Source organism: Sodalis-like endosymbiont of Proechinophthirus fluctus, assembly GCF_001602625.1.
Lineage (GTDB): Bacteria > Pseudomonadota > Gammaproteobacteria > Enterobacterales > Enterobacteriaceae.
Genome location: NZ_LECR01000011.1, coordinates 1 through 24,854, shown reverse-complemented (window position 1 = coordinate 24,854; position 24,854 = coordinate 1). Strand labels below are relative to the sequence as shown.

Genomic DNA, 24,854 nt, shown 5'->3' with positions numbered 1-24,854 from the left:
TGTCGGCTGGAAAAAGATTACAGTGTAAAACTGATTGAGAGAGATCAGTAGTGTAGCGCAGAACTGACGGAATGGTCGCATGATACTATATACTATCATCTTTTTACGGTGATTCCTCTGGTGCAGGGCAGCGTTATCGATATCGCTATTTCTCCACAGCAGGCCACTATATCAGCGCTGCTGACGCATGTGCACAAGCGGGTATTGTCAGCGTCTCCTCCTCGCTGCGGCGCGGGGTCGGGGTGGCGGAGGCGATGAGAACATCGCTCATGGCAATGAGAGCATCTCGCGGGTGGTTTGCCGCCATATCGACGCCATCAAATTGCTGCCTGGGACTGATCGACGCAATTATGCGCGGCGATGAGGTGATCATCGCCAATCGTAATAGCCCTATCGAACATGGCGACCATTTGATCATGTTCCTGACCGATAAAAATTTTGTCAGTGATGTGGAACGGCTGTTCCAACAGCTCCCCGCAGCACAGTGCTGTCGTTATCTAACTGTAGTGGCTTAACCATAGCCAGGTAGTGCACAAACTATCCCGCCTGCTGCGCTTACTGAATATGGCGTTCGTACCTGTCGTCAATGAGCTCCATTGTGTTACCTCAACTTGTTTAACTAAGAGGTCGCCAATTACGGACCGAGTTAAATTAGCATTACTTAACCCAACGGAAAATAATGAATATGTCAAACAGTGACTAATGATACCTTAAAATTAGGTAGTTGTAATGCAGGAATTATATTCGATATTAAATTTTCCTTACATGCACTAGGAGCTATCATCTCGATGCACTCTATTTAATTATATAAAAAATTTTATGTATAATCAGTTAACGCATAAAATTTAATTTATTAAAAATTTTCCTACATTGATTATCCTGGTAATTGCAACTCTTGTATAATCAATTCATTTAAAAACGTATTTGCGGCGTCAGACCACGTAGTTATAACTCCTAATCATTGATGCTGAGCAGGCTGACTGCCTTATCTTAAGCAGGTTGACTAATATAGATATTTTTGGCGACCATAGCAATATATATAGATTGATAGTATTTCCACCAGAGACAGAGCGTGATACGAAGATGACTATAAGGGATAGGTAATTATTGTATCTATTGATAAAATGCAGAGTACCAGCAGTTAATAACATCACGCGCATATTTACCTTGAGGAAAAAAATTCTCTTTTATATACAGAAGCATTTTCACATCTAATAATATCTTTATTAGTTATTAAAAGATAACTTTCAAGATGAAATTAATCATCTTGACACAGTCAGACTATAACTTCGTTCACGAGATCGTTTACTCTGTATAAAATCAATTTAATATCTTTTTATCCAATTGAAAGCATGGAATATTTTCTTTAACTTTTAATAAGTTAGCCTGCCAAATATAAAATGCATTGTGACCTATCGTTATCTCCATAAGATTAATTCATTCCATCTTTTATCTAATTTCTATACTCGGAAATAGCCATCGCTGCACAAATTTTATCGCAAGAAATTTACCTGACAAAATTTATTAAACTTAGCTTAATATTGAAGGTGAAAACCGGATAGAAAAATTCTTATAAAATACTATCACTCCACTGTATATAATGCTAGATTAGTCTTAGGACAGTCTCCTATTTTGTATTTAACGATATAGTATATATGATCAAAATCAGAAGTAATTTCTCTTGAAATTTTATTATGAATAAATATAAAATATATTGTATTTACATTTCATTATTATTTTTATGACTGTTAGTAACATAAAAATATAATATCCATAATAGCCAAGTAAGTGTATATAGTAATATCCTGTATTTTTTTCTGATCCTCATCAGAAGTTGTGCATTAATCAAAACGTAATAAAAAAATTCTTACGGTATCGAACACTGTCATTCTTAACTATTAGATGATCTTTATACCTTTATTTACAATGTCACCTTGGATTTTTTCAGTAACGTAAACTTGTTCTTAAGCTTATTCATTCACTGATGCTTAAATAAACATGCATAAAAATCTGAGTATAAAAACATATAAATTCGTAAATATACATATTTTATGTATAGTTCCAGATTTACGTCGTTCATCATTCAACTTGCTCAAAGAAAAAAATTACAACTACCCAGCAGGATTTATAAAAAAATTTTTTAACTGCCAGACTTTATTAAAAATATTATAAGCCTTTTTTATGGTAATTTGCAATGATACTCTACCTTCATTAAAAAGTGAGCTGCTACCGACGGCGGCGTTCTCCCTTATAAGCGCCTAAACTATAGGCAGTATGCGTATCCTATCATCTTACTTATTGATATAATTAACGTTGGTGTCTCTACAAGACACCAACAAAGCTTTTGACTGAAGCGATATGACTACAGCTCCATGGGTGGACAAGTGTATCAAGCTGGTGCATCCATTGATGACCACTTTTTAGTTATATCAAGCAACATCTATTTATATTTGTAAAATAAATTATTTAAAATTAAATTTAATAAATTTTTAATTTATTAATTAAAATAATAATTTTATATAATTAAAATATGGGATTGCCTTGATGCCGAATGACGATAGTAAATAAGCTAGGAGAGGTAATTTTTTCCGCTAATGACTCATCATTGAGGCGAGCGTAGACCATCGTTTTTAGCCGCCATCATTGCCTTGATATTCATGTCAAGCACTGTCTTTGCCGTTCTTCCGACGTCACCGATAACACTGAAAAGACCATCGTTGTGAAAGGTATCATCGATACCGACGCAGCAGTGGACAGCTCTAGAATCAGGATTACAGCGTCCCGCACACTACCAGCAGCATAAAATGCCGCTGGTAGTGTGCGATATCCTGCATTCGGTTAGTATCATCAGCCAATAGAGTTGGAAGATCAGCAACCTCAGTCGCTGGGGATATGATATCATACAACACCTGGATCAGTAAAAATCTGTCAAAATTAGGATCGTTATCTCTATTATCACCTTATTTTCCAAATAGATAATTACATGGTCGATAGCATTCCTACCTATTTCAAGTCTCGCTGAAATTTGAGTGATTCCGAAACGGACACAGTGCTTGTATGACCGTTTAGAAGTAGTGCGAGGTACCAATGGGCTGATTGACGGGAACAGGAAATCCTTCTGCGACGATCAGTATGGTGCGCAAACATGCGAGTCGTGAGTTAAAAGGCAATCTTACCGCCAAATACGGTGGCTGGGATAAACAACGTTACGTGGCCGATCTGCAACGTCCTCTTACTGAAGAGGCAACATTCGCGGCCGTATCGTGGCTGGCTATCAGGATAAAAGCTCCTGGCTCGATCGCTATAACAATAAAAACCTTCTTTTCAGGGATCAATGATGCTGATCTGAGCGACTTCACGATTTTCTCACTGCCGGGCACAAATATCAGCGCATCGATATAGCCTGACCTGGGCAGGCTCTTGCCAAGCTGGAATAGTGATAGCAGCGTTAGACATTATGACCCGGCCCACAACACTGTGCCTTACTGTGTCTAAAAACAATGATAAAGAAATTAATAATTTTTTCGTCACTCTGACGTAGCGTTTCGTCGATAATTGGAAGACCACGCTAAGTGTCACCCATACCAATATCAAATTTGATAGCCAAATGATGTATCTGGACACGGTCGTCAATAAAGTGACCTGGCAATTAGTCGGCCTCCTATGGCAACTATAGCGCCTGCTATGATTATGTTAGCGGGACAGGCTGGAATACCGGCGAGCACAAAGTAGACCCGGTCGATCTGTTCACTGACGACAAATATGAGCTGTTGGGCATCAATATACCGTGATACTAGGAGACAGCCACAGCCGGCAAACTAACCACTACCTGAACACCTGGAACAAATATTTATCCTGACGAGTTGGGTAGCTTCTACGATTATGACGGTAATTTTCCAGAAATCTAATGGGGGTATAGTAGACCTTTGTATAGGATGATAAAACCTACATGAAATCGCTGTATGCAGCGATTTCATTGGTCGATCTGATAAACCTGATTATTGGCGCCTGTTATATCAACTGGTGTATCGATACCATGATCTCCAGTATGGAGAAAACCATACCTACCCTACGCTAGTTTGGTGTATGAAATTGATGAAAACTGGTCGGCTTATGCCAGTTATACCTCTATCTTCCAACCGCAAAACTACCGCGATAGCTCATGTAAATAACTCGCATCCATCACCACCAGTAACAATTATGAAATCGGGGTGAAATCCGACTGGATGGGCAGCCGTCTGCCCACGACATTGGCCGTCTTCAGAATTGGGCAGGGTAACAGGGTCGCACAGAGCAAAATAATTTAAAGATCCACCGTCACCTCCTATCGGGGCGTGGATATAGCACCGTAAGCAAATGGGTGGAATTCGAGATTAACAGACTATAACCGATAATTAGCAATTGACATTCGGCGCCACACGCTATATCGCCACCGATAGTGATAACAAAGCGGTGAAGCCCGGAACTGCAGTGGACCAAGGTAAAATTTTCCAGCTATCGCCCTGCCCGGTTGCGCCGGATTTGACTGTGGTGGGATAGGTCAATTAGCGGAACCACGTGCACTAGGATTATTCTCCACCTCCTATGGTACTTGCCATGCGGAACATGGCAACTATGCGTTGGTCGACCTGTTCAGCCACTACCAGCTGAACAAAAATTTGTCGATACAGGCCAACATTCACAACTTGTTTGATAAAGCCTACGACACCAGTATTTCCAATACGATTTTATATAGCGAGCCGCGTAACTTTAGCCTCTCAAAAAACTACTTTTTCTAAAGCTGAATACGGCGGGAGTATTAGTTTCCGTCTCAGTCTCCATACGTGTAAATACATTGTAGATAAACTATAGATAAACTCAATTTCGCAATGACTGCCAGCGCTTAAAAAAGAGGAGATACACCTAAATGGGAGTTTAGCGATCGTATTTACTGTGTTACCTGGCGGCAGCCATAACATTCACGATGCTGGCGGAGACAGGGGCCATCTTATGATGTCACCATCATGTAATAAGTTAGTCTCTATCGAATAGAGACTCCTGATAACCTTCAATGTTTGATAATAAAACGTACAACCATTATCGCTATCGGAGAATTCCTATCTTGAAGACAATCGTCTGTCTTTAAAATTATTATCCATTAATAACTTTATTATATCTTCATGTCATAATTTTCCGCCAGCCTGAGTAGCGTTATTTTTTCGTACCTCCTACAATTAACATCCCATGATGTAGAAAAATCATTGATATCAAAACCCATATCAATAATTTTTCACTACAGAAGTTCCTAGAGTAAAAAATTCTATTAGTTATTACAGAATGACTATCAGCATCATATCTATTGATATTCAAATCTCTTGAATCCATAATCGATAATATCATCATGAGCATGTCTTCTTCTATACCAGAATATATTGTTATCATAGCTGCCGTCTCCTTTCTTTCAGTCATTAGCTCCGTTGATATTTCCCTCTTTTTTAATCAGTTTACCCGAAAGTTCGGGAAAAGCTTATCATGTAGCCTCACCAAGGTCCGCATCACATCAGAGGCGTAATAAGAAAGCGTCAACATCAATATCGTGTTCCCATCCTTATCAGTCAGCTTGTGATCCGCGCCCATTTTCAAGAGATGGGTAGCAATATGATTATATCCTTTTCTTAATTCATACATAAGAAATGTGTTTTTATCGCTATCAACTTCAACATCGATACTGATATCAATCGTATTGGCGCTTTCCATCGCGGCGATGAATATATTTTAATCTCCTGTATCTATCTTATTATTTAAATCAACGAAGAAGCACACTGACGAAGATAGTGTCGCAAAAGCGATAATGACATAATTAAGATAAGATAATAGAAATAGGCATCAATATCTACCATATCATTAGTTAAGTGATAATTTTTCTTACCATAATGTTGAGTTGAGGATAGATATCCTATATGAATTTTTTATTAACAAAATTTTTGTAACACGACGCAGAAGAAGCACTATTATTCACATATCTTATGCAGTTCTTATTACTTGATTAATTATCCCTAAGACGGACATAAGGTTAGGTTAGGCGCTGATTTGCGACAATCCCATCGCGCCTTTTCACCTGCCATGTGGAAAACGGCGACGACAACATTAGAGGGATTTTTGCATCTATTATCGGCGGAAGAGAAAATTCAGCTCAGCCACGGTAGCAGCGCCAATAGAGAATCATGCTGACTCTTACACAGTGGCGGCGGAGAAAGACCGACCATCGGTTTTGGGCGCGCTAAAAACCATAGTGGCAAACTCATTACGACTACCGACAGGCAACTCCCGAGCATAAAAACCGGGCTAAGCCCAGTTTTTACAAGCTTGTAAAATGACAGATTACTCTGCGGTTGCTTCCACTGCTGAATCTGTTGCATCAGCGCGATCAACGAGTTCGATGTATGCCATCAGCGCGTTGTCTCCTGCACGGAAGCCACTCTTCAGAATGCGAGTATAACCACCGGCGCGGCTTGCGAAACGTGGGCCTAGCTCGTTAAACATTTTTGCTACGATCTCGTTATCACGGGTACGAGCGAATGTTAGACGACGATTTGCAACGCTGTCAGTTTTGGAAAGTGTAATCAGCGGTTCAACAAAGCGGCGCAGCTCTTTCGCTTTCGGAAGGGTCGTCTTGATGATTTCATGACGAACTAAAGAGCCAGCCATATTACGGAACATGGCCTGGCGATGACTGCTATTACGGTTCAGTTGACGACTACTCTTACGATGGTGCATGACCTTATCCTTCTCAGTAAAACCTTAACCTATAATCAGGTTATTCATCAGCGATACTTGCCGGAGGCCAGTTCTCGAGACGCATGCCCAAAGACAACCCACGAGAAGCCAACACATCTTTGATCTCGGTAAGAGATTTTTTACCAAGGTTTGGTGTTTTCAGCAACTCAACCTCAGTGCGCTGTACTAGATCACCGATGTAATGGATAGCTTCTGCCTTGAGGCAATTAGCAGAGCGCACAGTTAATTCCAGATCGTCAACAGGGCGCAGCAAGACCGGATCAAATTCTGGTTTCTCTTCTTTCACTTCCGGCTGACGTACATCACGTAAATCAATGAAAGCTTCTAGTTGTTCAGCTAGAATGGTTGCCGCACGGCGGATCGCATCTTCAGGATCGATCGTGCCGTTGGTTTCCATTTCGATAACCAGCTTGTCCAGGTCGGTACGCTGCTCAACGCGCGCTGCTTCTACATTGTAGGCAATACGCTCTACGGGACTATAGCATGCGTCTACCAGCAAACGACCGATCGGGCGCTCACCTTCTTCAGAATGAATTCGGGCAGAAGCCGGAGAATAACCACGTCCACGCTGAACCTTGATACACATATTGATGGATGCGTTATCATCGGTCAGGTGGCACAGGACATGCTGCGGCTTGACAATTACGACATCTCCATCATGTGTGATGTCAGCTGCGGTCACAGGGCCAATGCCAGATTTATTCAGGGTCAAGACAACGTCATCTTTACCTTGGACTCTTACCGCGAGTCCTTTTAGATTGAGCAGAATCTCCAGGATGTCTTCCTGTACACCTTCTTTGGTACTGTACTCGTGAAGTACACCATCAATCTCAACCTCGGTCACCGCGCAACCCGGCATCGATGAAAGCAGAATACGACGCAGTGCGTTACCCAGAGTATGGCCAAAGCCCCGCTCTAATGGCTCAAGGGTCACCTTGGCGTGCGTCGAACTGACTTGCTCGATATCTACTAGGCGCGGTTTTAGAAACTCTGTCACAGAACCCTGCATTGTATCCTCTCTTAGTACTAAGCCTTACTTAGAGTAAAGCTCGACGATCAGGTGTTCATTAATATCCGCAGACAAATCGGTACGTTCTGGAATACGTTTGAACACCCCTTCCATCTTAGTAGCGTCGACTTCAAGCCAGGTTGACTTTTCACGCTGCTCAGCCAGTTCCAATGAGGCACGAACACGGGATTGCTTTTTTGCTTTCTCACGGATGCTGACTACGTCATTTGGATTAACCTGGTAAGAAGCGATATTGACAACGCGTCCGTTCACCATGATGGCCTTGTGGCTGACCAATTGACGTGATTCAGCGCGGGTAGCACCAAAGCCCATGCGGTAAACAACGTTATCGAGACGACCTTCCAGCAACTGCAACAGGTTTTCACCGGTATTGCCTTTCAGGCGTGCTGCTCCTCTGTAGTAGTTGCGGAATTGACGCTCCAACACGCCGTAAATACGACGAACTTTTTGTTTTTCGCGCAGCTGTATGCCGTAATCAGACAGTCGTGGTTTACGCGCGCCGTGCTGACCGGGCGGCTGCTCAATTTTACACTTAGAATCGATCGCGCGAACGCCAGACTTCAGGGATAGGTCTATGCCCTCACGACGGCTCAGCCTAAGCTTAGGACCCAAATATCTTGCCATTTTCTTTCTCTAATTAACCTAAAAAACGGCGTTATACGCGGCGCTTTTTAGGCGGACGACAACCGTTATGGGGGATCGGAGTCACATCAGTAATGTTTGTTATGCGGAAACCAGCCGCGTTTAACGCGCGGACAGTGGACTCGCGTCCCGGACCTGGTCCTTTAACCATAACTTCCAGATTCTTGATACCATATTCTTTCACTGCTTCAGCGCAACGTTCTGCTGCAACCTGTGCAGCGAAAGGCGTAGACTTACGAGAACCACGGAAACCGGAACCACCAGCCGTCGCCCAGCCCAACGCATTACCCTGACGATCGGTAATAGTTACGATGGTATTGTTGAAAGATGCATGGATATGCGCCACACCATCTGGAACTTGTTTTTTAACACGCTTACGTGCACGAATAGGTACCTTAGCCATTATCTACACTCATCCCGATTATTTCTTGATCGGCTTACGTGGACCCTTACGGGTACGAGCATTGGTCTTAGTACCCTGACCGCGGACCGGAAGACCACGACGATGACGTAAACCACGATAGGTACAAAGGTCCATCAAGCGCTTGATACTCAGGGTTACTTCACGGCGCAGATCACCTTCAACAACAAACTTGGAAACTGCGTCACGCAGCATGTCAATCTGCTCTTCAGACAGCTCACTAATCTTAATATTTTCAGCAATACCCGTAGCCGTGCAGATGTGCTGCGAGCGGGTTTTGCCGATACCGTAGATTGACGTCAGAGCAATAACGGTATGTTTGTAATCAGGAATGTTAATACCTGCTATGCGGGCCACTATGCACTCCTAGAGTTTTTAACTGCAACACCGTTCTGAAAATCTAGTTTTCAAGATACTCAAAACAATGTTGCAGCGACACACAAAAGATTTGTTGGCCAATTTAGCCAGCTCAACCTAACTTTGCAAGAAAAAATATGCTGGAGATATTAACCTTGGCGTTGTTTATGCTTAGGCTCAGCGCTACAAATCACGCGAACGACACCGTTACGCTTGACGACTTTGCAGTTTCGACATAATTTCTTGACGGAAGCACGAACTTTCATTTTTTACTCTCCGTAACTTCTCAAGCTCCCCGAATTAGCGGTTACAGCCTTTCAGGTTTGCTTTCTTCAACGCAGACTCGTATTGACTCGACATCATCAGGGTCTGCGCTTGAGCTATAAAGTCCATGATAACCACAACGACGATTAATAAAGACGTGCCCCCGAAATAAAAGGGAACTTTCATTGCGTCACGCATGAACTCTGGGATTAGGCAGATAAAGGTAATATACATGGCGCCGACCAGGGTTAAGCGGGTCATCACCTTATCAATATACCTCGCAGTTTGCTCTCCCGGACGAATACCTGGTACAAATGCACCGGACTTCTTCAGGTTATCCGCTGTCTCACGCGGGTTGAACACCAACGCCGTGTAAAAGAAACAGAAGAATATGATTGCAGCTGCGTATATTAACATATAAAGCGGTTGACCAGGCTGCAGATAGAGCGAAATCGCAGACAGCCAGCCCCAACCTGTGCCGCCTCCGAACCAAGATACAACCGTGGCTGGAAATAAAATGATACTGGAGGCGAAAATTGCTGGGATAACTCCGGCCATGTTCACTTTCAGCGGCAAATGCGTGCTCTGGGCCGCATAAACGCGACGTCCTTGCTGACGCTTGGCGTAGTTAACGACGATACGACGTTGACCACGTTCAACGAACGCCACGAAAAATGTCACCGCGAACACCAGACCTGCAACCAATAGCAACACGAGGAAATGCATATCGCCTTGTCGAGCTTGCTCTATAGTATGGCCGATGGCAGGCGGCAAGCCCGCTACGATACCCGCGAAGATAATGATGGAGATACCGTTGCCGATACCTCGTTCAGTAATCTGCTCACCCAGCCACATCAGGAACATTGTCCCGCAGACCAAGCTCACTACTGCAGTAAAGTAAAATGCAAAGTCTGGATTGATTACTAGACCTTGCATTCCAGGCATATTTGGCAAACCCGTTGCGATACTGATTGATTGAAATATTGCCAACACCAACGTGCTGTAGCGCGTGTACTGGCTGATTTTACGTCTACCAGACTCACCCTCTTTTTTAATCTCTGACAGCGCTGGGTGAACCACCGTAATCAGCTGAATAATAATCGACGCCGAAATATATGGCACGATTCCCAATGCGAAGATAGAAGCATGGCTGAGTGCACCACCAGAGAACATGTTAAACATTTCAATGATGGTGCCGCGCTGTTGTTCAAGCAATTTCGCAAGTACGGTGGCATCAATACCAGGGATCGGAACAAAAGAGCCAATGCGGAAGACAATAAGAGCCCCGATAACAAACAGAAGTCTGCGTTTCAGTTCACCCAATCCGCCTTTGGCGCTTTGAAAATCTAGTCCCGGTTGTTTAGCCATCTGCTACTTATTCCTCAATTTTACCGCCGGCAGCTTCGATTACGGCACGCGCGCCTTTGCTAACACTTATGCCACGAACAGTGACCGCGCGTTTAACTTCGCCGGACAGCATGATTTTGGCGAATTTAGTTTGGATGCCAACGATGTTAGCAGCTTTCAGCGTGTTCAGATCTACCACATCGCCTTCGACGCGCGCTAATTCAGATAGGCGAACTTCCGCCGTGACCATGGATTTACGAGACGTAAAGCCGAATTTCGGCAGACGACGGTACAGAGGCATCTGGCCGCCTTCAAACCCGCGATGCACGCCACTGCCAGAACGGGACTTCTGACCTTTATGACCGCGACCGCCGGTTTTGCCCAAGCCAGAACCAACGCCGCGGCCTGGACGCTTAGAGGTGTGTTTGGAACCCTCAGCCGGAGACAGAGTATTTAAACGCATCTCTTACTCCTCAATTTTGACCATGTAGGAAGCTACATTGACCATACCGCGTATAGCAAGCGTATCCTCACGCTCCACAGTGTGGCCAATGCGACGCAGGCCCAAGCCAATCAGAGTTGCCTTGTGTTTCGGCAGACGACCGATGGAACTACGAGTCTGGGTGATTTTAATAGTCTGTGTCATAGTCATTACCCCAGAATTTCTTCAACAGACTTACCACGCTTAGCAGCGACCATTTCAAGAGACTTCATACTGCCAAGAGCATCGATAGTTGCACGAACCACGTTGATTGGGTTGGTGGAACCATAGGCTTTTGCCAGTACGTTGTGAACCCCTGCGACTTCCAGGACGGCGCGCATTGCACCACCGGCGATAATACCGGTACCTTCGGAAGCTGGCTGCATGAACACGCGGGAACCCGTATGCGCACCTTTAATCGGGTGCTGCAGGGTGCCGCTGTTCAGCACGACACTCATCATGTTGCGACGGGCTTTTTCCATCGCTTTCTGAATTGCTGCCGGAACTTCGCGTGCTTTGCCATAACCAAAACCGACACGACCGTTACCATCACCGACAACTGTCAGTGCGGTAAAGCTGAAAATACGGCCACCTTTTACAGTCTTAGATACGCGGTTTACCGCGATCAGCTTTTCCTGCAGTTCGCCAGCTTGTTTTTCGATGTGTGCCATCTTAAGACTCTACCTAGAACTGAAGGCCAGCTTCACGGGCAGCATCTGCCAGTGCCTGAACTCGACCATGATATTGGAACCCGGAACGGTCAAAGGACACATTTTTAATGCCTTTTTCCAGAGCGCGCTCGGCGACAGTTTTACCTACTACTGCGGCGGCGTCTTTGTTACCGGTACCATTTAATTGCTCCACGATAGCTTTTTCTACCGTAGATGCGGCTACTAGGACTTCAGAACCGTACGATGCAATAACCTGTGCGTAAATATGACGCGGGGTACGATGTACCACCAGACGGGTTGCACCCAATTCATAGAGCTTGCGGCGCGCGCGGGTTGCACGACGGATACGAGCTGCTTTCTTATCCATATGTTACCTTACTTCTTCTTAGCCTCTTTAGTACGCACGACTTCGTCGGCGTAACGAATACCCTTGCCTTTGTAAGGCTCAGGACGACGATAAGCACGCAAATCTGCCGCAACCTGGCCAATAGTCTTTTTATCAGCGCCTTTCAGCACGATTTCAGTTTGGCTCGGGCATTCTGCGGTGATACCTGCCGGCAGTTGATGGTCGATGGAGTGGGAAAATCCCAAGGACAAATTCACAACATTACCTTTCACTGCAGCACGGTAACCTACACCTACCAAATGTAGCTTTTTAGTGAAGCCGTCGGTCACACCAATCACCATGCTGTTCAGCAGTGCACGACTCGTGCCCGCAAGCGCCCAACCATTGATGCGGCCTTCACGCGCATTGACATGGCCTTCACGCGGAGCAAAGGTCAGCTGGTTATCAGCATACTGAATGCCAACAGCTTCATGGATAGTACGAGTTAGCTCGCCGTTTTTACCCTTAATCGAAATGTCCTGACCATCGAGTTTTACCTCTACGCCGGCAGGAATGACGACAGTTGCTTTAGCAACACGAGACATTTTTTCCTCCCACTTACGCTACGTAGCAGATAATCTCGCCACCAAGACCAGCCTGGCGAGCAGCACGATCAGTCATGACACCTTTAGAGGTAGAAACAACCGCGATACCCATGCCTGTCATAACTTTCGGCAGTGTATCTTTTTTCTTATAGATACGCAGACCGGGGCGGCTGATACGCTGGATGCTTTCTACCACTGGTTTACCCTGGAAGTACTTAAGTACTAGCTCCAGCACTGGCTTGGTGTCGCCTTTAACTTTGTAATCTTCGATAAAGCCTTCTTCTTTTAGCAAGCTGACAATTGCCACTTTAAGCTTGGAGGAAGGCATGGAGACAGCGGTTTTATTCGCGGTTTGACCGTTACGGATACGGGTCAGCATATCCGCGATCGGATCTTGCATGCTCATCTGTCTTTACTCCTGTGATTCAATTGGTGACAATTTACCAGCTAGACTTTCTCAGTCCCGGGATTTCACCGCGCATCGCGGCTTCACGGACCTTGATACGACTCAACCCGAATTTCCGCAGGAAAGCGTGTGGACGACCAGTTTGGCGGCAGCGGTTGCGCTGACGAGACGGGCTAGAATCACGCGGCAGAGTCTGCAGCTTAAGAACTGCATCCCAACGTTCTTCATCGGAAGCATTGGCGTCGGAGATGATAGTTTTAAGTTCGGCGCGTTTTACGAAGAATTTATCAGCTAATTTCACGCGTTTTACTTCGCGTGCTTTCATGGATTGTTTAGCCATTAGCGACCCTACACCATTACTTGCGGAATGGGAAGTTAAAGGCGGTCAACAGCGCACAGCCTTCATTATCGGATTTCGCAGTGGTGGTGATAGTAATATCCAAGCCACGAACGCGATCGACCTTATCATAGTCGATTTCCGGAAAAATAATCCGTTCACGTACTCCCATGCTGTAGTTGCCACGGCCATCGAATGATTTAACGGACAGGCCACGGAAGTCACGGATACGCGGTACAGCAATAGAAATTAATCGCTCGAAGAAATCCCACATACGTTCGCCACGTAGGGTTACTTTACAACCTATTGGATAGCCCTGACGGATTTTGAAGCCAGCAACAGATTTTCTTGCCTTAGTGATAAGCGGCTTTTGGCCTGAAATCGCGGTCAGATCGGCTGTGGAGTTATCCAGCAGTTTTTTATCGGCGATCGCTTCACCTACCCCCATATTCAGGGTGATCTTCTCTACCCGAGGGACTTGCATGACAGAGCGGTAGCCGAACTGTTTCATCAACTGAGAGACTACTTCATATTTGTAGTAATCATGCAGTTTCGCCATCGTACTACTCCAAATTACTTAATAGTTTCGCCATTAGATTTGAAGACACGCACTTTCTTGCCGTCTTTAATCTTAAAGCCCACACGGTCCGGCTTGCTGGTAACCGCATTGAAGATCGCAATATTGGAAAGATCGATTGCCGCTTCTTTCTCAATGATGCCGCCTGGTTGGTTCATGGCCGGCACTGGTTTCTGATGCTTCTTAACCAGATTAATACCTCCAACAATGGCCTTGCCAGTATGCAGGACATTTTTTACTTTACCACGCTTACCTTTATCTTTGCCGGTCAGCACGATGACTTCGTCATTACGACGAATTTTCGCTGCCATGATTCGCTCCTTAGAGTGCTTCAGGTGCTAGGGAAATGATCTTCATGAACTTTTCAGTACGTAGTTCACGGGTGGTCACCGGCCCAAAAATACGCGTACCGACAGGTTGCTCACTGTTATTATTCAACAAAACACAAGCATTACCATCGAAGCGAACGACAGAACCGTCAGGGCGACGAACACCTTTCTTAGTGCGAACCACTACCGCCTTCAGGACATCACCTTTTTTTACTTTGCCACGAGGAATCGCTTCTTTGATGGTAATTTTAATTATGTCGCCGACGCCTGCGTAGCGACGGTGCGAGCCACCTAGGACCTTGATACACATTACGCGACGTGCACCGGAGTTGTCGGCCACGGCTAGCATAGTCTGTTCTTGGATCATGTTAGTGCTCCGCTAGTAACTACTTACACTTAATGACCTGAATAGGTCGCAAGAAAAATCTCCATAGAAAAGCCCCGTAATACACGGGATGGTATTATAACACTACTACTAGTGTATGGGTAGAAAAAAATAAACGGCTAAAAGGACGAGCCACTTATCTATTTAGAGTACGCTTACCGTTTCACAGGATTGCTTTCTCTACAACGCGAACCAGCGTCCAAGACTTAGTCTTGGAAATCGGACGGCATTCGCTGATTTCAACGATGTCACCGATATTGCTGTCATTGTTCTCGTCATGTACATGGAGCTTGGTTGTACGTTTAATGAACTTGCCGTAGATCGGGTGTTTCACAAAACGTTCAATGGTCACAACGATGGATTTCTCCATTTTGTCGCTAACCACACGACCTTGCAGAACACGGATTTGGTTACTCATTACGCACCTGCCTTCTCAGTCAATAACGTCTTCACGCGCGCAATACTGCGGCGCCCCTGCTTTAACAGGTGAGTCTGCTGTAGCTGGCCGCTAGCAGCCTGCATACGCAGGTTGAATTGCTCGCGCAGCAGGTTCAATAGTTCGGTGTTCAGCTCTTCGGCGTTTTTTTCACGCAACTCATTTTCTTTCATTACATCACCGTCTTAGTTACAAAGGTGGTTTTAATCGGCAGTTTTGCTGCTGCCAGCTTGAAGGCTTCATGGGCAAGCTCTTCCGGAACACCGTCCATTTCGTATAGGACTTTTCCCGGCTGAATCAAGGCAACCCAGTATTCTACGTTACCTTTACCTTTACCCATACGCACTTCAAGCGGCTTTTCGGTGATCGGTTTGTCCGGGAAAATCCGGATCCAGATCTTACCTTGACGCTTAACTGCACGTGTCATAGCACGACGTGCTGCTTCGATTTGACGAGCGGTCAAACGACCACGGCCAACAGCTTTCAGACCGAAAGTACCGAAGCTAACATCCGTACCAGATGCCAGACCACGATTGCGGCCTTTGTGCATCTTACTGAATTTTGTACGCCTTGGTTGTAATATCATTGACTATCCTTACTTGCGGACTCTACGCTGCTGCTTTTTATGTTGAGCAGCCGGTTCCGGTTTTTCAAAGGCAGCCATACCACCTAAGATCTCACCTTTGAAGATCCACACTTTTACGCCGATGACACCATAAGTGGTGTGCGCTTCGGAGGTATTGTAGTCGATATCCGCACGCAGGGTGTGCAACGGAACACGACCTTCACGGTACCATTCGGTACGTGCGATTTCAGCGCCGCCCAGACGACCGCTGACTTCAACCTTGATCCCTTTGGCACCAAGACGAATGGCGTTCTGCACGGCACGTTTCATCGCGCGACGGAACATAACTCGTCGTTCCAGCTGCGAGAAGATGCTATCGGCAACTAGTTTGGCGTCCAGTTCCGGTTTACGTACTTCGGCGATATTAATCTGCGCCGGGACGCCAGCGATATCTGCTACGGCCTTACGCAGTTTTTCGACGTCTTCGCCTTTCTTGCCAATCACGATGCCGGGACGAGCGGTGTGAATAGTCACACGAATGCTCTTGGCTGGACGCTCAATCACCACGCGGGAAACCGAAGCTTTCGATAGTTCTTTGGTCAGGAACTGACGAACTTTAAAGTCGCTGTCCAGGTTGTCAGCGAATTCTTTAGTATTCGCATACCAGGTAGAGTTCCAGGGTTTGACGATACCCAGGCGAATACCATTAGGATGTACTTTCTGACCCATTGCTAATCTCCAGAGTCTCAGCTATCGGACACAACCACAGTAATATGGCTGGTGCGTTTCAGGATACGATCTGCACGACCCTTGGCGCGCGGCATAATGCGCTTCATGCTCGGGCCGGCGTCGACGAAAATCTTCGTGACTTTCAGATCATCGATATCTGCGCCACCGTTGTGTTCAGCATTAGCAATGGCAGACTCCAGTACTTTCTTTACCAGACTAGCAGCTTTCTTGTTGATATAGTTCAGAACTTCCAGAGCTTGCGACACTTCCTTACCGCGAATCAGATCAGCCACTAGGCGAATCTTTCGAGCAGAAGAACGAGCGTGGCGATATTGAGCGATAGTTTCCATCTCTTCCTCCTACCTTAGCGTTTTTTGGTCTTTTTGTCGGCCGCATGGCCGCGATAAGTACGCGTCGGCGCGAATTCGCCCAGTTTGTGACCGACCATTTCATCGGCGACAAAAACGGGCACGTGCTGACGACCATTATGGACAGCGATGGTCAAACCAATCATTGTTGGAAAGATCGTTGAACGACGTGACCAAGTGCGAATAGGCTTCTTATCACCGCTTTCCACCGCTTTCTCTACCTTCTTCAGCAAGTGCAGGTCAATAAATGGACCTTTCTTGAGAGAACGTGGCATGGTTTATCCTCTAATATTATTTTATTATTTGCTACGGCGACGTACAATGAACTTATCAGTACGCTTGTTGCTACGAGTTTTCTTACCTTTGGTCTGGATGCCCCACGGCGATACAGGGTGCTTACCAAAGTTGCGACCTTCACCACCACCGTGCGGATGGTCCACCGGATTCATCGCTGTACCACGAACGGTCGGACGTATACCACGCCAGCAGCTTGCGCCAGCTTTACCCAGTACACACAGCATATGTTCGGCATTACCTACTTCGCCCAGGGTCGCCCGGCATTCGGACTGAATTTTGCGCATCTCACCGGAACGCAGACGCAGCGTGACATAAGCGCCATCACGAGCGACGATCTGAACATAGGCACCGGCGGAACGCGCCAGCTGACCGCCTTTACCCGGTTTCATTTCCACATTATGCACGGTAGAACCAACCGGAATATTACGCATCGGCAGAGCGTTACCAGCTTTGATTACCGCATTGACGCCAGATTGAATCTGATCACCGGCCTTGAGGCCTTTCGGTGCCAGGATGTAACGACGTTCACCATCTTTGTACAACACCAGCGCGATATTGGCGGAACGGTTAGGATCGTACTCTAGACGTTCTACCATTGCTGGGATACCATCTTTGTTGCGTTTGAAGTCAATCAGACGATATGGCGCGTAGTGATACGGCCATTGTTATTACGGCCACCGGATTTGCTGAGGGTTTCCAGCAACGGGGTATGCGGTTTTCCCTTGTGCAATTCATGGTTGACCACTTTAACAACATGGCGACGACCCGGAGATGTCGGTTTACATTTAACAATTGCCATTGTTCTTACTCCTCCGGATCACTTTGCGCCGCCGATGAGATCCAGGTTCTGGCCTTCTTTCAGGGTGACATAAGCTTTTTTCCAATCACTACGACGACCAATACACTGTCTGTGACGTTTCATTTTTCCTTTAATAACCAGGGTACGCACGTCACTGACTTCGACTTCAAACAGTTTATACACAGCGGCTTTGATTTCTGATTTTGTCGCATCTTTAGCTACTTTAAGAACGATGGTGTTGTGTTTTTCCATCTCGGTAGATGCTTTTTCAGAAACATGCGGTGCGCGCAGTACTTTTAGCAGACGTTCTTCACAAATCATGCAAGCATCTCCTCAACTTGCTTAACAGCGTCAGCCGTCATAACAACTTTATCGAAGGCGATCAGGCTAACCGGGTCAATACCTTGAGCATCTCGCACGTCTACTTTGTAGAGGTTACGCGCAGCCAGGAACAGGTTTTCGTCCAGTTCGCCGGTAATAATCAGCACATCTTCTAACGCCATGTCTCTCAGTTTCTGTGCCAGCAGCTTGGTTTTCGGCGCTTCGACAGAAAGCTGTTCAACAACTATCAAGCGATCCTGGCGTACCAGTTCAGACAGGATACTTTTCAGCGCTCCGCGGTACATCTTCTTATTCACTTTCTGACTGTGATCCTGCGACTTGGCGGCAAAGGTAACACCGCCAGAACGCCAGATCGGGCTCTTAACACTACCGGAACGCGCACGACCGGTACCTTTCTGACGCCAGGGTTTTTTACCGGAACCGATGACTTCAGCACGGGTCTTCTGACCACGGGTCCCCTGACGGGCACCTGCTGTGTAAGCCACAACAACCTGGTGGACCAGCGCTTCGTTGAAGTCACGCCCGAAGGTATTTTCGGAAACAGTCAGTGCGCTTTTCGCATCTTTCAATACCAATTCCATTCCTATCTCCTCGACGTTACGCCTTTACAGACGGTTTAACGATCAGATCACCACCGGTCGCTCCCGGGACAGCGCCTTTGACTAACAGCAGGTTGCGTTCTAAATCAACACGTACCACATCCAGGTTCTGAATAGTTACGCGTTGGTTGCCCAGCTGGCCTGCCATTTTCTTTCCCTTGAATACCTTGCCCGGAGTCTGGTTCTGACCGATAGAACCTGGAATGCGGTGAGACAAGGAGTTGCCGTGGGTAGCATCCTGGGTTCGAAAGTTCCAGCGTTTTACAGTGCCGGCAAATCCTTTACCTTTGGAGGTACCAGTAACGTCGACTTTTTTAACTTCAGCAAACAGTTCTACGGTTATGTTATAGCCAACGGTGACCTCTTCGTCGTCTTCGACGCGGAATTCCCACAGACCACGACCGGCTTCAACGCCCGCCTTCGCAAAATGACCAGCTTCCGGTTTGGTTAGGCGGTTGGCTTTTTTAGTGCCGGCGGTAACCTGGATTGCGCGGTACCCGTCGCTTTTCAGATCCTTAACCTGGGTCACGCGGTTTGCTTCGATTTCAATAACGGTAACGGGGATAGAAACACCATCTTTGGTGAAGATGCGAGTCATGCCCACTTTACGTCCAATTAAACCCTTCATTATTTTATTCTAACCTCTCAATCGTCCAACGACCTGATTAACCCAGGCTGATCTGCACGTCTACACCAGCAGCTAGATCCAGACGCATCAGAGCATCAACGGTTTTTTCGGTTGGCTCAACGATGTCAACCAGACGCTTATGAGTACGGATTTCATACTGATCGCGCGCATCTTTATTGACGTGCGGAGAGATCAGAATAGTAAATCGCTCTTTGCGAGTCGGCAGCGGGATCGGACCACGTACCTGCGCACCGGTACGCTTAGCAGTCTCGACGATTTCCATGGTTGATTGATCGATCAAACGATGATCAAATGCTTTCAAACGGATACGGATTCTTTGGTTCTGCATGAGACCAGAACTCCAATTATTTATAAAAGTAAAAAAACACCCGCTCCCCCATTTCGATTGATGGGGGAGCGTAATAGCTCAGTGTTATCCCCCTTTAGGGGTGTTGTTAGCTGGCTTAACTCGCCTGCGAGGACCCGACGAGCGAGTCAACCTGTCAAGGTAATATCTACAAGACAAGCCCGTCCATTATACGCAAATCTGTACAGGAAGCAAGCGCATCTAGTGAAAAGGGAGAGGTATTACGGAGGAAAATACCATGCTCAGCACAGGCCGCACTATACGAATATTATGACGGATATTATCCGGATATTACATTAGGGCGCAAAATCTTTCCTCTGTTAGTAAGGTAGAAAGGTCTTCAACGTCGTGCTCCAAGTCTTTTGCCTGAGCAGAGAGCAAACGGTAAAGGAAAGAGACGCCAGACGAGAAACGCCGTGCCCCCAACCTATGAGCTGAACAGACTATAGTAAAGGGGATATGACGGGCGAATAGACGCCCTGTGCTAAGCAGCAGCTCAAGGTGTGGTTAAGCTGACACCGGCGCCCAGTGAATACTGACTATCGCAGCCCAAGTTTACCGGGCTGCGTCTTTTTTTATATTAGCCGTGACTGCAGGTAGTTCTTTCTGGACGCTGATACGGGCTATAAGCGCCGTTCGATTTCCAGAAAATCGATATGCTCTTCTTCGTCAGTAAGGATTTCTACCATTAAATTCCACGACGCATAGTCGTCGCGGATAGAATCCGCTTAGGCGATGCTATCGCTCAAATCCTACGCTCGTCAATGTATTCGTGGTATTCGACCTCGTTGAGGCACATCAGGCCCCAATTCTTGAACATCCCACACCCAGCATGCAGAAATGGTAATTGATAACCACAAGCTAGTTTCTAATTAACTTGTTTATATTATTGATAATATAGGCATAATATTTACCTTTATATGACAAAACTCTCCGTTGCGTTCTATATCGGAATATAACTGTGACAGAGTCATGTAAAGAGATAACCCTATTTTTTTCAAGTGAAATTTTCCAACGGCGCGATATGCCGTAGTTCATCCTTAAAAATACGGCGCGGACGCAGAAGCATTTTCCGCATTAGGTACCCACCGGCACCAATCGTTTTAACTGCTTACTAGAAAGTCTAGAGCTGATTCAGCCTCGCTGCGGCGCGCGTATCGCTGTGTCACGTACCGCATTACGTAAATAAACATACATTTCTGCTACTCGTTAGCTTATCTCAGGCCAATTTAGATGAGAATGAGTGATATTAAAATAGAGAAAGTATTACTGTTTACTCTTTATTGAATAACTCTCTAATCTTAGACCTCTTAATATGACAATTTTTATTGCTATGACGCGATAAGCGTTATACAGTTGTTAGTTAATACCGGTTGCGTTGTGTCTACTATAGCCCATGCGCTAATTCTTGTGTAATAACCCCTAATTTTACCGATGAAGAAACATCTTTAACCGCCCTGGCGGGGGGCTGCCTATACCCTAGGTAAACTGGTTCGGCGGCTGCATGAGCAAACAAATGCTAATTTGCTTTAATAACGATTTCACCTCCGCGAAAAAATCTGTGCTGCTACGGCTGGATCGCGGGGTCCACCCCATCCCCTCCCACCGCCGTTTCGGCGTTAGCACGAGCCCGAAGGCGTGCGTCCACAGTTTATGCGCAACACGGTAGCGATGTTGCAGTCAATGGGGCGGTCAATAGCGTTGCTGATCCTGTTTGACAGCCGGCAAAAGATTATCACCTTGACAAACGCATTTCGCCAACGCCTGTAGGCTCATCGCTCGGCAAAGAACGACGGCTACACAGCGCCCTTAAAACGCAGCCGTCCGCTGCGGTCACGTTGTTACAGCGGTTTGCTGGTTATTTATATCTCGGCCTTGACCAGACTAGAGAGGCAGTGATAGCAACATATGTGGCGCCTGTCATCGCGCTGAGGTGCGACAAACGCTGATTGGTAGACTCTTCTTCCTTCCGTTCACTGGCGTCGCTATGCGACCAGCATGGTATCGTGGGGCATCGCATCCGGCCTATGAGCAATCATCCTTACCCTCACGGTTAGTGCTAATCTAATGGCCGTTAAAACGTGCCCCTACCATTGCTTACGCCTTTCCATAGCCAGCTAGACTAAATTAAAGCAAATTAGCATTATATCCGTTGGCGATCTGAAAGAAGGTAGTTAATGTAAGCATTATTGGCTTTCCTAGTTCTGAGATGCTATCTTTCCTCTGCGCCTGTCAACGTACTTTTTTGGGGTGTGTTATCCTGGTTCTCAGTTATGTGTTCCTATACCGTATTGGCGATTTCGATATCCGCATTACCGCCCACGACGACGCTATCGTGGTTCAGCATTCTAGCGATGGGTTATTTCTGGCTGTGCATTTCTGTCGGCTGCAGGGCGCGTATCCGGAGTCCCGCAGCGATGAGTGCACCGGCAGGTAGGATTCTCCGTTCGCTGCGGCTCTACAGTTAGAGACTTTTGGTCGCCGGCACCCTGGTTTCCAATTTAGGCACGTGGATGCAGAATACCGTGGAAAACTGGTTAGTGCTGACCCATCTCACACAGCACAACAATGCTTCTACCTTTGGCACGGTCGGTCATGGTGTTACAGTTTAGGCCACAGCTGCTGATATTACCATTGAAAGGTTTTGCGCCAGATTATTTCAATCAACTCCGACTTCTGCTCTACCACCTACCACCCAGTTCGACGATTGAAATATTTGCGCTGGTGCTGGGCGCGCTTACCTTTTTCAGCATCGTTAAACTCCGGTATATTTATCTTTTTGCATCTTTGTTTGGCTGCGCGGCTGCGTTCGGCGCGCCGGTGCGACAAACCTTCGTCTCGGAAATAGTGGATGGTAAGGATTTTCCCAATGCGGTCGAACTTAATTCGTGCCCCGTATAATAGCGCAAGCATGGTAGCACTGGCCATCGTCGGCGTCATTATTGCCTCGGTAGAGATACCGGCTGGGCTTTTTTGCTCAACGACTCCTTATTTCCTAGCGGTGTTTGTGTTTTTATAGTTCCTGCATGTCGACGATCTGCAGGCGAATGTGAATGCGCGTCGCACCCGAGGCAGTTTGATGGAAGGGTTCCGCTATGTCGCGTCCCGTCCAGATTTGAAAGTCATACTGATCATATTGTTTCTTATCCTGCACCTTTGAACTGAATTTTCTCATCTTCATTTCCATGGTGGCCGTTAATGTATTTCATACCGACGCCCGCGGTTTTGGCCTGTTGTCCTCGATTATATAGCTATCGGTACCTTATGGCGCCTTATTTACCGACGGGCGGCATCGCCCCTCGCCATACGGCGTTGCTAGCCGGTACCGCGGTATTTGGACTAAGCTATTTGTTGGCTGTTATTACACCGGACTATTGATTTTTTGCGGGGGAGGGGTGTGATGGCGGTGCGTGGGCATTGCTTTGGGTGTATTGCCTATCAGCGCACCCATTGTAGTTGGAGTGGCCAATTATTTCAACCCATGATAGACGCTAGGACTAGGTGCAGCGGCGAGGTTTGCCGCGGCTATGGTGACCTTATATACCTCTAGGTGGCGACATTATCTTAGGTAGCGACATTATCAGCTACGGTAATGCCAATGTGAAGCATCGGAAAAATGTCCGGACTACCGGTGCCCGCACGGGCGCAAATAGCGCCGCAACGCAGCGGACCACCCGACGTGTGCTGTGAACCTACGACTACCAACAACTGCTGCCCAGAAACCGCAGCCATAAGAAAGCCGCCCAAAGCGCCCTGTTATTTATGCTGCTAGCCTAATGCGACATTGGCCGTAATACGTATTGTCTTAAGCGATAATTTTGGCAACAACACCCGCGCCAACGGTACGGCCACCTTCGCGAATGGCAAAACGCAAACCGTCGTCCATGGCGATCGGGGCAATCAGTTTGACAACCATCTTGATGTTATCGCCAGGCATTACCATTTCAACGCCTTCCGGCAGTTCAATAGTACCGGTCACGTCAGTGGTACGGAAATAGAACTGTGGACGGTAGCCTTTGAAGAACGGCGTGTGGCGGCCGCCTTCATCTTTGCTCAGAATATACACTTCCGATTCAAATTGGGTGTGCGGCTTGATCGAGCCTGGCTTGGCTAGAACTTGTCCACGCTCGACGTCGTCACGCTTGGTACCGCGCAGCAACACACCCACGTTCTCGCCGGCACGACCTTCGTCCAGCAGTTTACGGAACATTTCAACGCCGGTGCAGGTGGTTTTGGTAGTGTTTTTGATACCGACGATTTCCACTTCTTCGCCCACTTTGACGATACCACGCTCTACACGACCGGTGACCACGGTACCGCGGCCGGAGATGGAGAATACGTCTTCAATCGGCAGCAGGAACGGCTTGTCGATGGCGCGTTCCGGTTCCGGAATATAACTATCCAATGCTTCCGCTAGTTCAATGATTTTCTGCGTCCAGGCTTCGTCACCTTCCAGCGCTTTCAATGCGGAACCGCGGATAACCGGCGTATCATCGCCGGGGAAGTCGTACTGTGACAGCAGCTCACGTACTTCCATTTCTACCAGTTCCAGTAGCTCTTCATCATCAACCATATCGCATTTGTTCATGAATACGATAATGTACGGTACGCCAACCTGGCGACCCAGCAGGATGTGCTCGCGGGTCTGCGGCATCGGGCCATCGGTGGCGGCAACGACCAGGATCGCGCCGTCCATCTGAGCCGCGCCGGTGATCATGTTTTTCACATAGTCGGCGTGCCCTGGACAGTCTACGTGCGCGTAGTGGCGGG

At 46.8% G+C, this 24,854-nt stretch carries 33 protein-coding genes and 3 pseudogenes; 5 read left to right on the top strand and 31 right to left on the bottom strand.

Annotated features, from left to right (window positions below; genetic code table 11):
• Positions 1-114: 114 nt before the first annotated feature.
• Positions 115-515, top strand: a pseudogene (locus tag BG74_RS10030) (hypothetical protein); the annotation flags it as partial.
• A gap of 2,103 nt (positions 516-2,618) precedes the next feature.
• Positions 2,619-4,778 (top strand): annotated as a pseudogene (gene fhuE / locus BG74_RS20175) (ferric-rhodotorulic acid/ferric-coprogen receptor FhuE); the annotation flags it as partial.
• Between the two features lie 700 nt (positions 4,779-5,478).
• On the opposite strand, the gene BG74_RS01640 reads toward fhuE, so the two are convergent.
• The 29 genes and pseudogenes from BG74_RS01640 to rpsJ all read right to left on the bottom strand — a co-directional run bounded on the left by BG74_RS01640 (position 5,479) and on the right by rpsJ (position 20,066).
• Positions 5,479-5,736 (bottom strand): ankyrin repeat domain-containing protein, encoded by a 258-nt coding sequence (locus tag BG74_RS01640; RefSeq protein ID WP_066596132.1) that lies wholly within the window; start codon positions 5,734-5,736, stop codon positions 5,479-5,481.
• A 624-nt stretch (positions 5,737-6,360) separates the two neighbouring features.
• A complete protein-coding gene (gene rplQ / locus BG74_RS01635; protein ID WP_066596131.1) occupies positions 6,361-6,756 on the bottom strand; it encodes a 50S ribosomal protein L17 in 396 nt (131 codons plus the stop codon).
• Between the two features lie 40 nt (positions 6,757-6,796).
• Positions 6,797-7,786: a DNA-directed RNA polymerase subunit alpha gene (locus tag BG74_RS01630; protein WP_066596129.1), complete on the bottom strand. Its 990-nt coding sequence runs from the start codon at positions 7,784-7,786 to the stop codon at positions 6,797-6,799.
• Between the two features lie 24 nt (positions 7,787-7,810).
• Positions 7,811-8,431: a 30S ribosomal protein S4 gene (gene rpsD, locus BG74_RS01625; RefSeq protein WP_066596127.1), complete on the bottom strand. Its 621-nt coding sequence runs from the start codon at positions 8,429-8,431 to the stop codon at positions 7,811-7,813.
• 31 nt (positions 8,432-8,462) lie between these two features.
• The gene (gene rpsK, locus BG74_RS01620; protein ID WP_066596125.1) at positions 8,463-8,852 is read right to left on the bottom strand and encodes a 30S ribosomal protein S11; all 390 of its coding nucleotides are present in this window, start codon (positions 8,850-8,852) and stop codon (positions 8,463-8,465) included.
• A gap of 18 nt (positions 8,853-8,870) precedes the next feature.
• On the bottom strand, positions 8,871-9,227 hold the full coding sequence (gene rpsM, locus BG74_RS01615; protein WP_066596124.1) for a 30S ribosomal protein S13: 357 nt from the start codon (positions 9,225-9,227) through the stop codon (positions 8,871-8,873).
• A gap of 149 nt (positions 9,228-9,376) precedes the next feature.
• Complete coding sequence (gene rpmJ, locus BG74_RS10025; protein WP_017493620.1) at positions 9,377-9,493, bottom strand: 50S ribosomal protein L36; 117 nt, start codon at positions 9,491-9,493, stop codon at positions 9,377-9,379.
• Between the two features lie 34 nt (positions 9,494-9,527).
• Positions 9,528-10,859, bottom strand: a complete 1,332-nt coding sequence (gene secY / locus BG74_RS01610; protein ID WP_066596123.1) for a preprotein translocase subunit SecY — start codon at positions 10,857-10,859, stop codon at positions 9,528-9,530.
• 7 nt (positions 10,860-10,866) lie between these two features.
• Entirely contained in the window at positions 10,867-11,301 is a 435-nt protein-coding gene (rplO, locus tag BG74_RS01605; RefSeq protein WP_066596121.1) for a 50S ribosomal protein L15, read from the bottom strand.
• A gap of 3 nt (positions 11,302-11,304) precedes the next feature.
• The gene (gene rpmD, locus BG74_RS01600; RefSeq protein ID WP_066596119.1) at positions 11,305-11,484 is read right to left on the bottom strand and encodes a 50S ribosomal protein L30; all 180 of its coding nucleotides are present in this window, start codon (positions 11,482-11,484) and stop codon (positions 11,305-11,307) included.
• A gap of 5 nt (positions 11,485-11,489) precedes the next feature.
• On the bottom strand, positions 11,490-11,990 hold the full coding sequence (gene rpsE, locus BG74_RS01595) for a 30S ribosomal protein S5 (protein ID WP_066596117.1): 501 nt from the start codon (positions 11,988-11,990) through the stop codon (positions 11,490-11,492).
• A 13-nt stretch (positions 11,991-12,003) separates the two neighbouring features.
• The gene (rplR, locus tag BG74_RS01590) at positions 12,004-12,357 is read right to left on the bottom strand and encodes a 50S ribosomal protein L18 (protein WP_066596115.1); all 354 of its coding nucleotides are present in this window, start codon (positions 12,355-12,357) and stop codon (positions 12,004-12,006) included.
• An 8-nt stretch (positions 12,358-12,365) separates the two neighbouring features.
• Positions 12,366-12,920, bottom strand: coding sequence for a 50S ribosomal protein L6 (gene rplF, locus BG74_RS01585; RefSeq protein WP_066596113.1), 555 nt, complete (start codon positions 12,918-12,920; stop codon positions 12,366-12,368).
• Between the two features lie 13 nt (positions 12,921-12,933).
• A complete protein-coding gene (rpsH, locus tag BG74_RS01580; RefSeq protein WP_066596111.1) occupies positions 12,934-13,326 on the bottom strand; it encodes a 30S ribosomal protein S8 in 393 nt (130 codons plus the stop codon).
• 34 nt (positions 13,327-13,360) lie between these two features.
• Positions 13,361-13,666, bottom strand: a complete 306-nt coding sequence (gene rpsN / locus BG74_RS01575; protein ID WP_066596108.1) for a 30S ribosomal protein S14 — start codon at positions 13,664-13,666, stop codon at positions 13,361-13,363.
• A gap of 16 nt (positions 13,667-13,682) precedes the next feature.
• Positions 13,683-14,222: a 50S ribosomal protein L5 gene (rplE, locus tag BG74_RS01570; protein WP_066596107.1), complete on the bottom strand. Its 540-nt coding sequence runs from the start codon at positions 14,220-14,222 to the stop codon at positions 13,683-13,685.
• A gap of 14 nt (positions 14,223-14,236) precedes the next feature.
• Positions 14,237-14,551, bottom strand: coding sequence for a 50S ribosomal protein L24 (gene rplX / locus BG74_RS01565; protein WP_066596106.1), 315 nt, complete (start codon positions 14,549-14,551; stop codon positions 14,237-14,239).
• Between the two features lie 10 nt (positions 14,552-14,561).
• On the bottom strand, positions 14,562-14,936 hold the full coding sequence (gene rplN / locus BG74_RS01560; RefSeq protein ID WP_066596104.1) for a 50S ribosomal protein L14: 375 nt from the start codon (positions 14,934-14,936) through the stop codon (positions 14,562-14,564).
• Between the two features lie 181 nt (positions 14,937-15,117).
• Positions 15,118-15,372 (bottom strand): 30S ribosomal protein S17, encoded by a 255-nt coding sequence (gene rpsQ / locus BG74_RS01555; protein WP_066596099.1) that lies wholly within the window; start codon positions 15,370-15,372, stop codon positions 15,118-15,120.
• Positions 15,372-15,563, bottom strand: a complete 192-nt coding sequence (gene rpmC, locus BG74_RS01550) for a 50S ribosomal protein L29 (protein WP_066596096.1) — start codon at positions 15,561-15,563, stop codon at positions 15,372-15,374. The genes rpsQ and rpmC overlap by 1 nt, the downstream gene beginning before the upstream one ends.
• Positions 15,563-15,973 carry a 50S ribosomal protein L16 gene (rplP, locus tag BG74_RS01545; protein ID WP_066596136.1) on the bottom strand — a complete coding sequence of 137 codons (411 nt, stop codon included), beginning with the start codon at positions 15,971-15,973 and terminating at the stop codon, positions 15,563-15,565. The genes rpmC and rplP overlap by 1 nt, the downstream gene beginning before the upstream one ends.
• A 12-nt stretch (positions 15,974-15,985) precedes the next feature.
• Positions 15,986-16,684, bottom strand: coding sequence for a 30S ribosomal protein S3 (gene rpsC, locus BG74_RS01540; protein WP_066596094.1), 699 nt, complete (start codon positions 16,682-16,684; stop codon positions 15,986-15,988).
• Between the two features lie 17 nt (positions 16,685-16,701).
• On the bottom strand, positions 16,702-17,034 hold the full coding sequence (rplV, locus tag BG74_RS01535; protein WP_066596092.1) for a 50S ribosomal protein L22: 333 nt from the start codon (positions 17,032-17,034) through the stop codon (positions 16,702-16,704).
• A 14-nt stretch (positions 17,035-17,048) separates the two neighbouring features.
• Complete coding sequence (rpsS, locus tag BG74_RS01530) at positions 17,049-17,327, bottom strand: 30S ribosomal protein S19 (RefSeq protein ID WP_066596091.1); 279 nt, start codon at positions 17,325-17,327, stop codon at positions 17,049-17,051.
• Positions 17,328-17,351: 24 nt separating this feature from the next.
• Positions 17,352-18,148: pseudogene (gene rplB, locus BG74_RS01525) on the bottom strand (50S ribosomal protein L2).
• 18 nt (positions 18,149-18,166) lie between these two features.
• Positions 18,167-18,469 carry a 50S ribosomal protein L23 gene (rplW, locus tag BG74_RS01520; RefSeq protein ID WP_066596089.1) on the bottom strand — a complete coding sequence of 101 codons (303 nt, stop codon included), beginning with the start codon at positions 18,467-18,469 and terminating at the stop codon, positions 18,167-18,169.
• The gene (gene rplD / locus BG74_RS01515; protein ID WP_066596088.1) at positions 18,466-19,071 is read right to left on the bottom strand and encodes a 50S ribosomal protein L4; all 606 of its coding nucleotides are present in this window, start codon (positions 19,069-19,071) and stop codon (positions 18,466-18,468) included. Before rplD ends, rplW begins: the two co-directional genes overlap by 4 nt.
• Before the next feature lie 16 nt (positions 19,072-19,087).
• Entirely contained in the window at positions 19,088-19,717 is a 630-nt protein-coding gene (rplC, locus tag BG74_RS01510) for a 50S ribosomal protein L3 (RefSeq protein WP_066596082.1), read from the bottom strand.
• A gap of 37 nt (positions 19,718-19,754) precedes the next feature.
• Positions 19,755-20,066 (bottom strand): 30S ribosomal protein S10, encoded by a 312-nt coding sequence (gene rpsJ, locus BG74_RS01505; protein ID WP_066596081.1) that lies wholly within the window; start codon positions 20,064-20,066, stop codon positions 19,755-19,757.
• Positions 20,067-21,722: 1,656 nt separating this feature from the next.
• On the opposite strand from rpsJ, the gene BG74_RS18715 reads away from it, so the two are divergent.
• From BG74_RS18715 to BG74_RS14695, 3 genes are all read left to right on the top strand, one after another.
• Positions 21,723-21,854, top strand: coding sequence for a hypothetical protein (locus tag BG74_RS18715; protein WP_256364181.1), 132 nt, complete (start codon positions 21,723-21,725; stop codon positions 21,852-21,854).
• Between the two features lie 439 nt (positions 21,855-22,293).
• Positions 22,294-22,521 carry a hypothetical protein gene (locus tag BG74_RS01500; protein WP_066596080.1) on the top strand — a complete coding sequence of 76 codons (228 nt, stop codon included), beginning with the start codon at positions 22,294-22,296 and terminating at the stop codon, positions 22,519-22,521.
• 158 nt (positions 22,522-22,679) lie between these two features.
• Complete coding sequence (locus BG74_RS14695; protein WP_204376288.1) at positions 22,680-22,985, top strand: MFS transporter; 306 nt, start codon at positions 22,680-22,682, stop codon at positions 22,983-22,985.
• 663 nt (positions 22,986-23,648) lie between these two features.
• On the opposite strand, the gene BG74_RS12290 is transcribed toward BG74_RS14695, so the two are convergent.
• Together BG74_RS12290 and tuf are read right to left on the bottom strand one after the other, a co-directional pair.
• The gene (locus BG74_RS12290) at positions 23,649-23,816 is read right to left on the bottom strand and encodes a hypothetical protein (RefSeq protein ID WP_187202495.1); all 168 of its coding nucleotides are present in this window, start codon (positions 23,814-23,816) and stop codon (positions 23,649-23,651) included.
• 73 nt (positions 23,817-23,889) lie between these two features.
• On the bottom strand, positions 23,890-24,854 hold a 965-nt coding region (gene tuf, locus BG74_RS01490), incomplete at its 5' end, for an elongation factor Tu (RefSeq protein WP_066596077.1).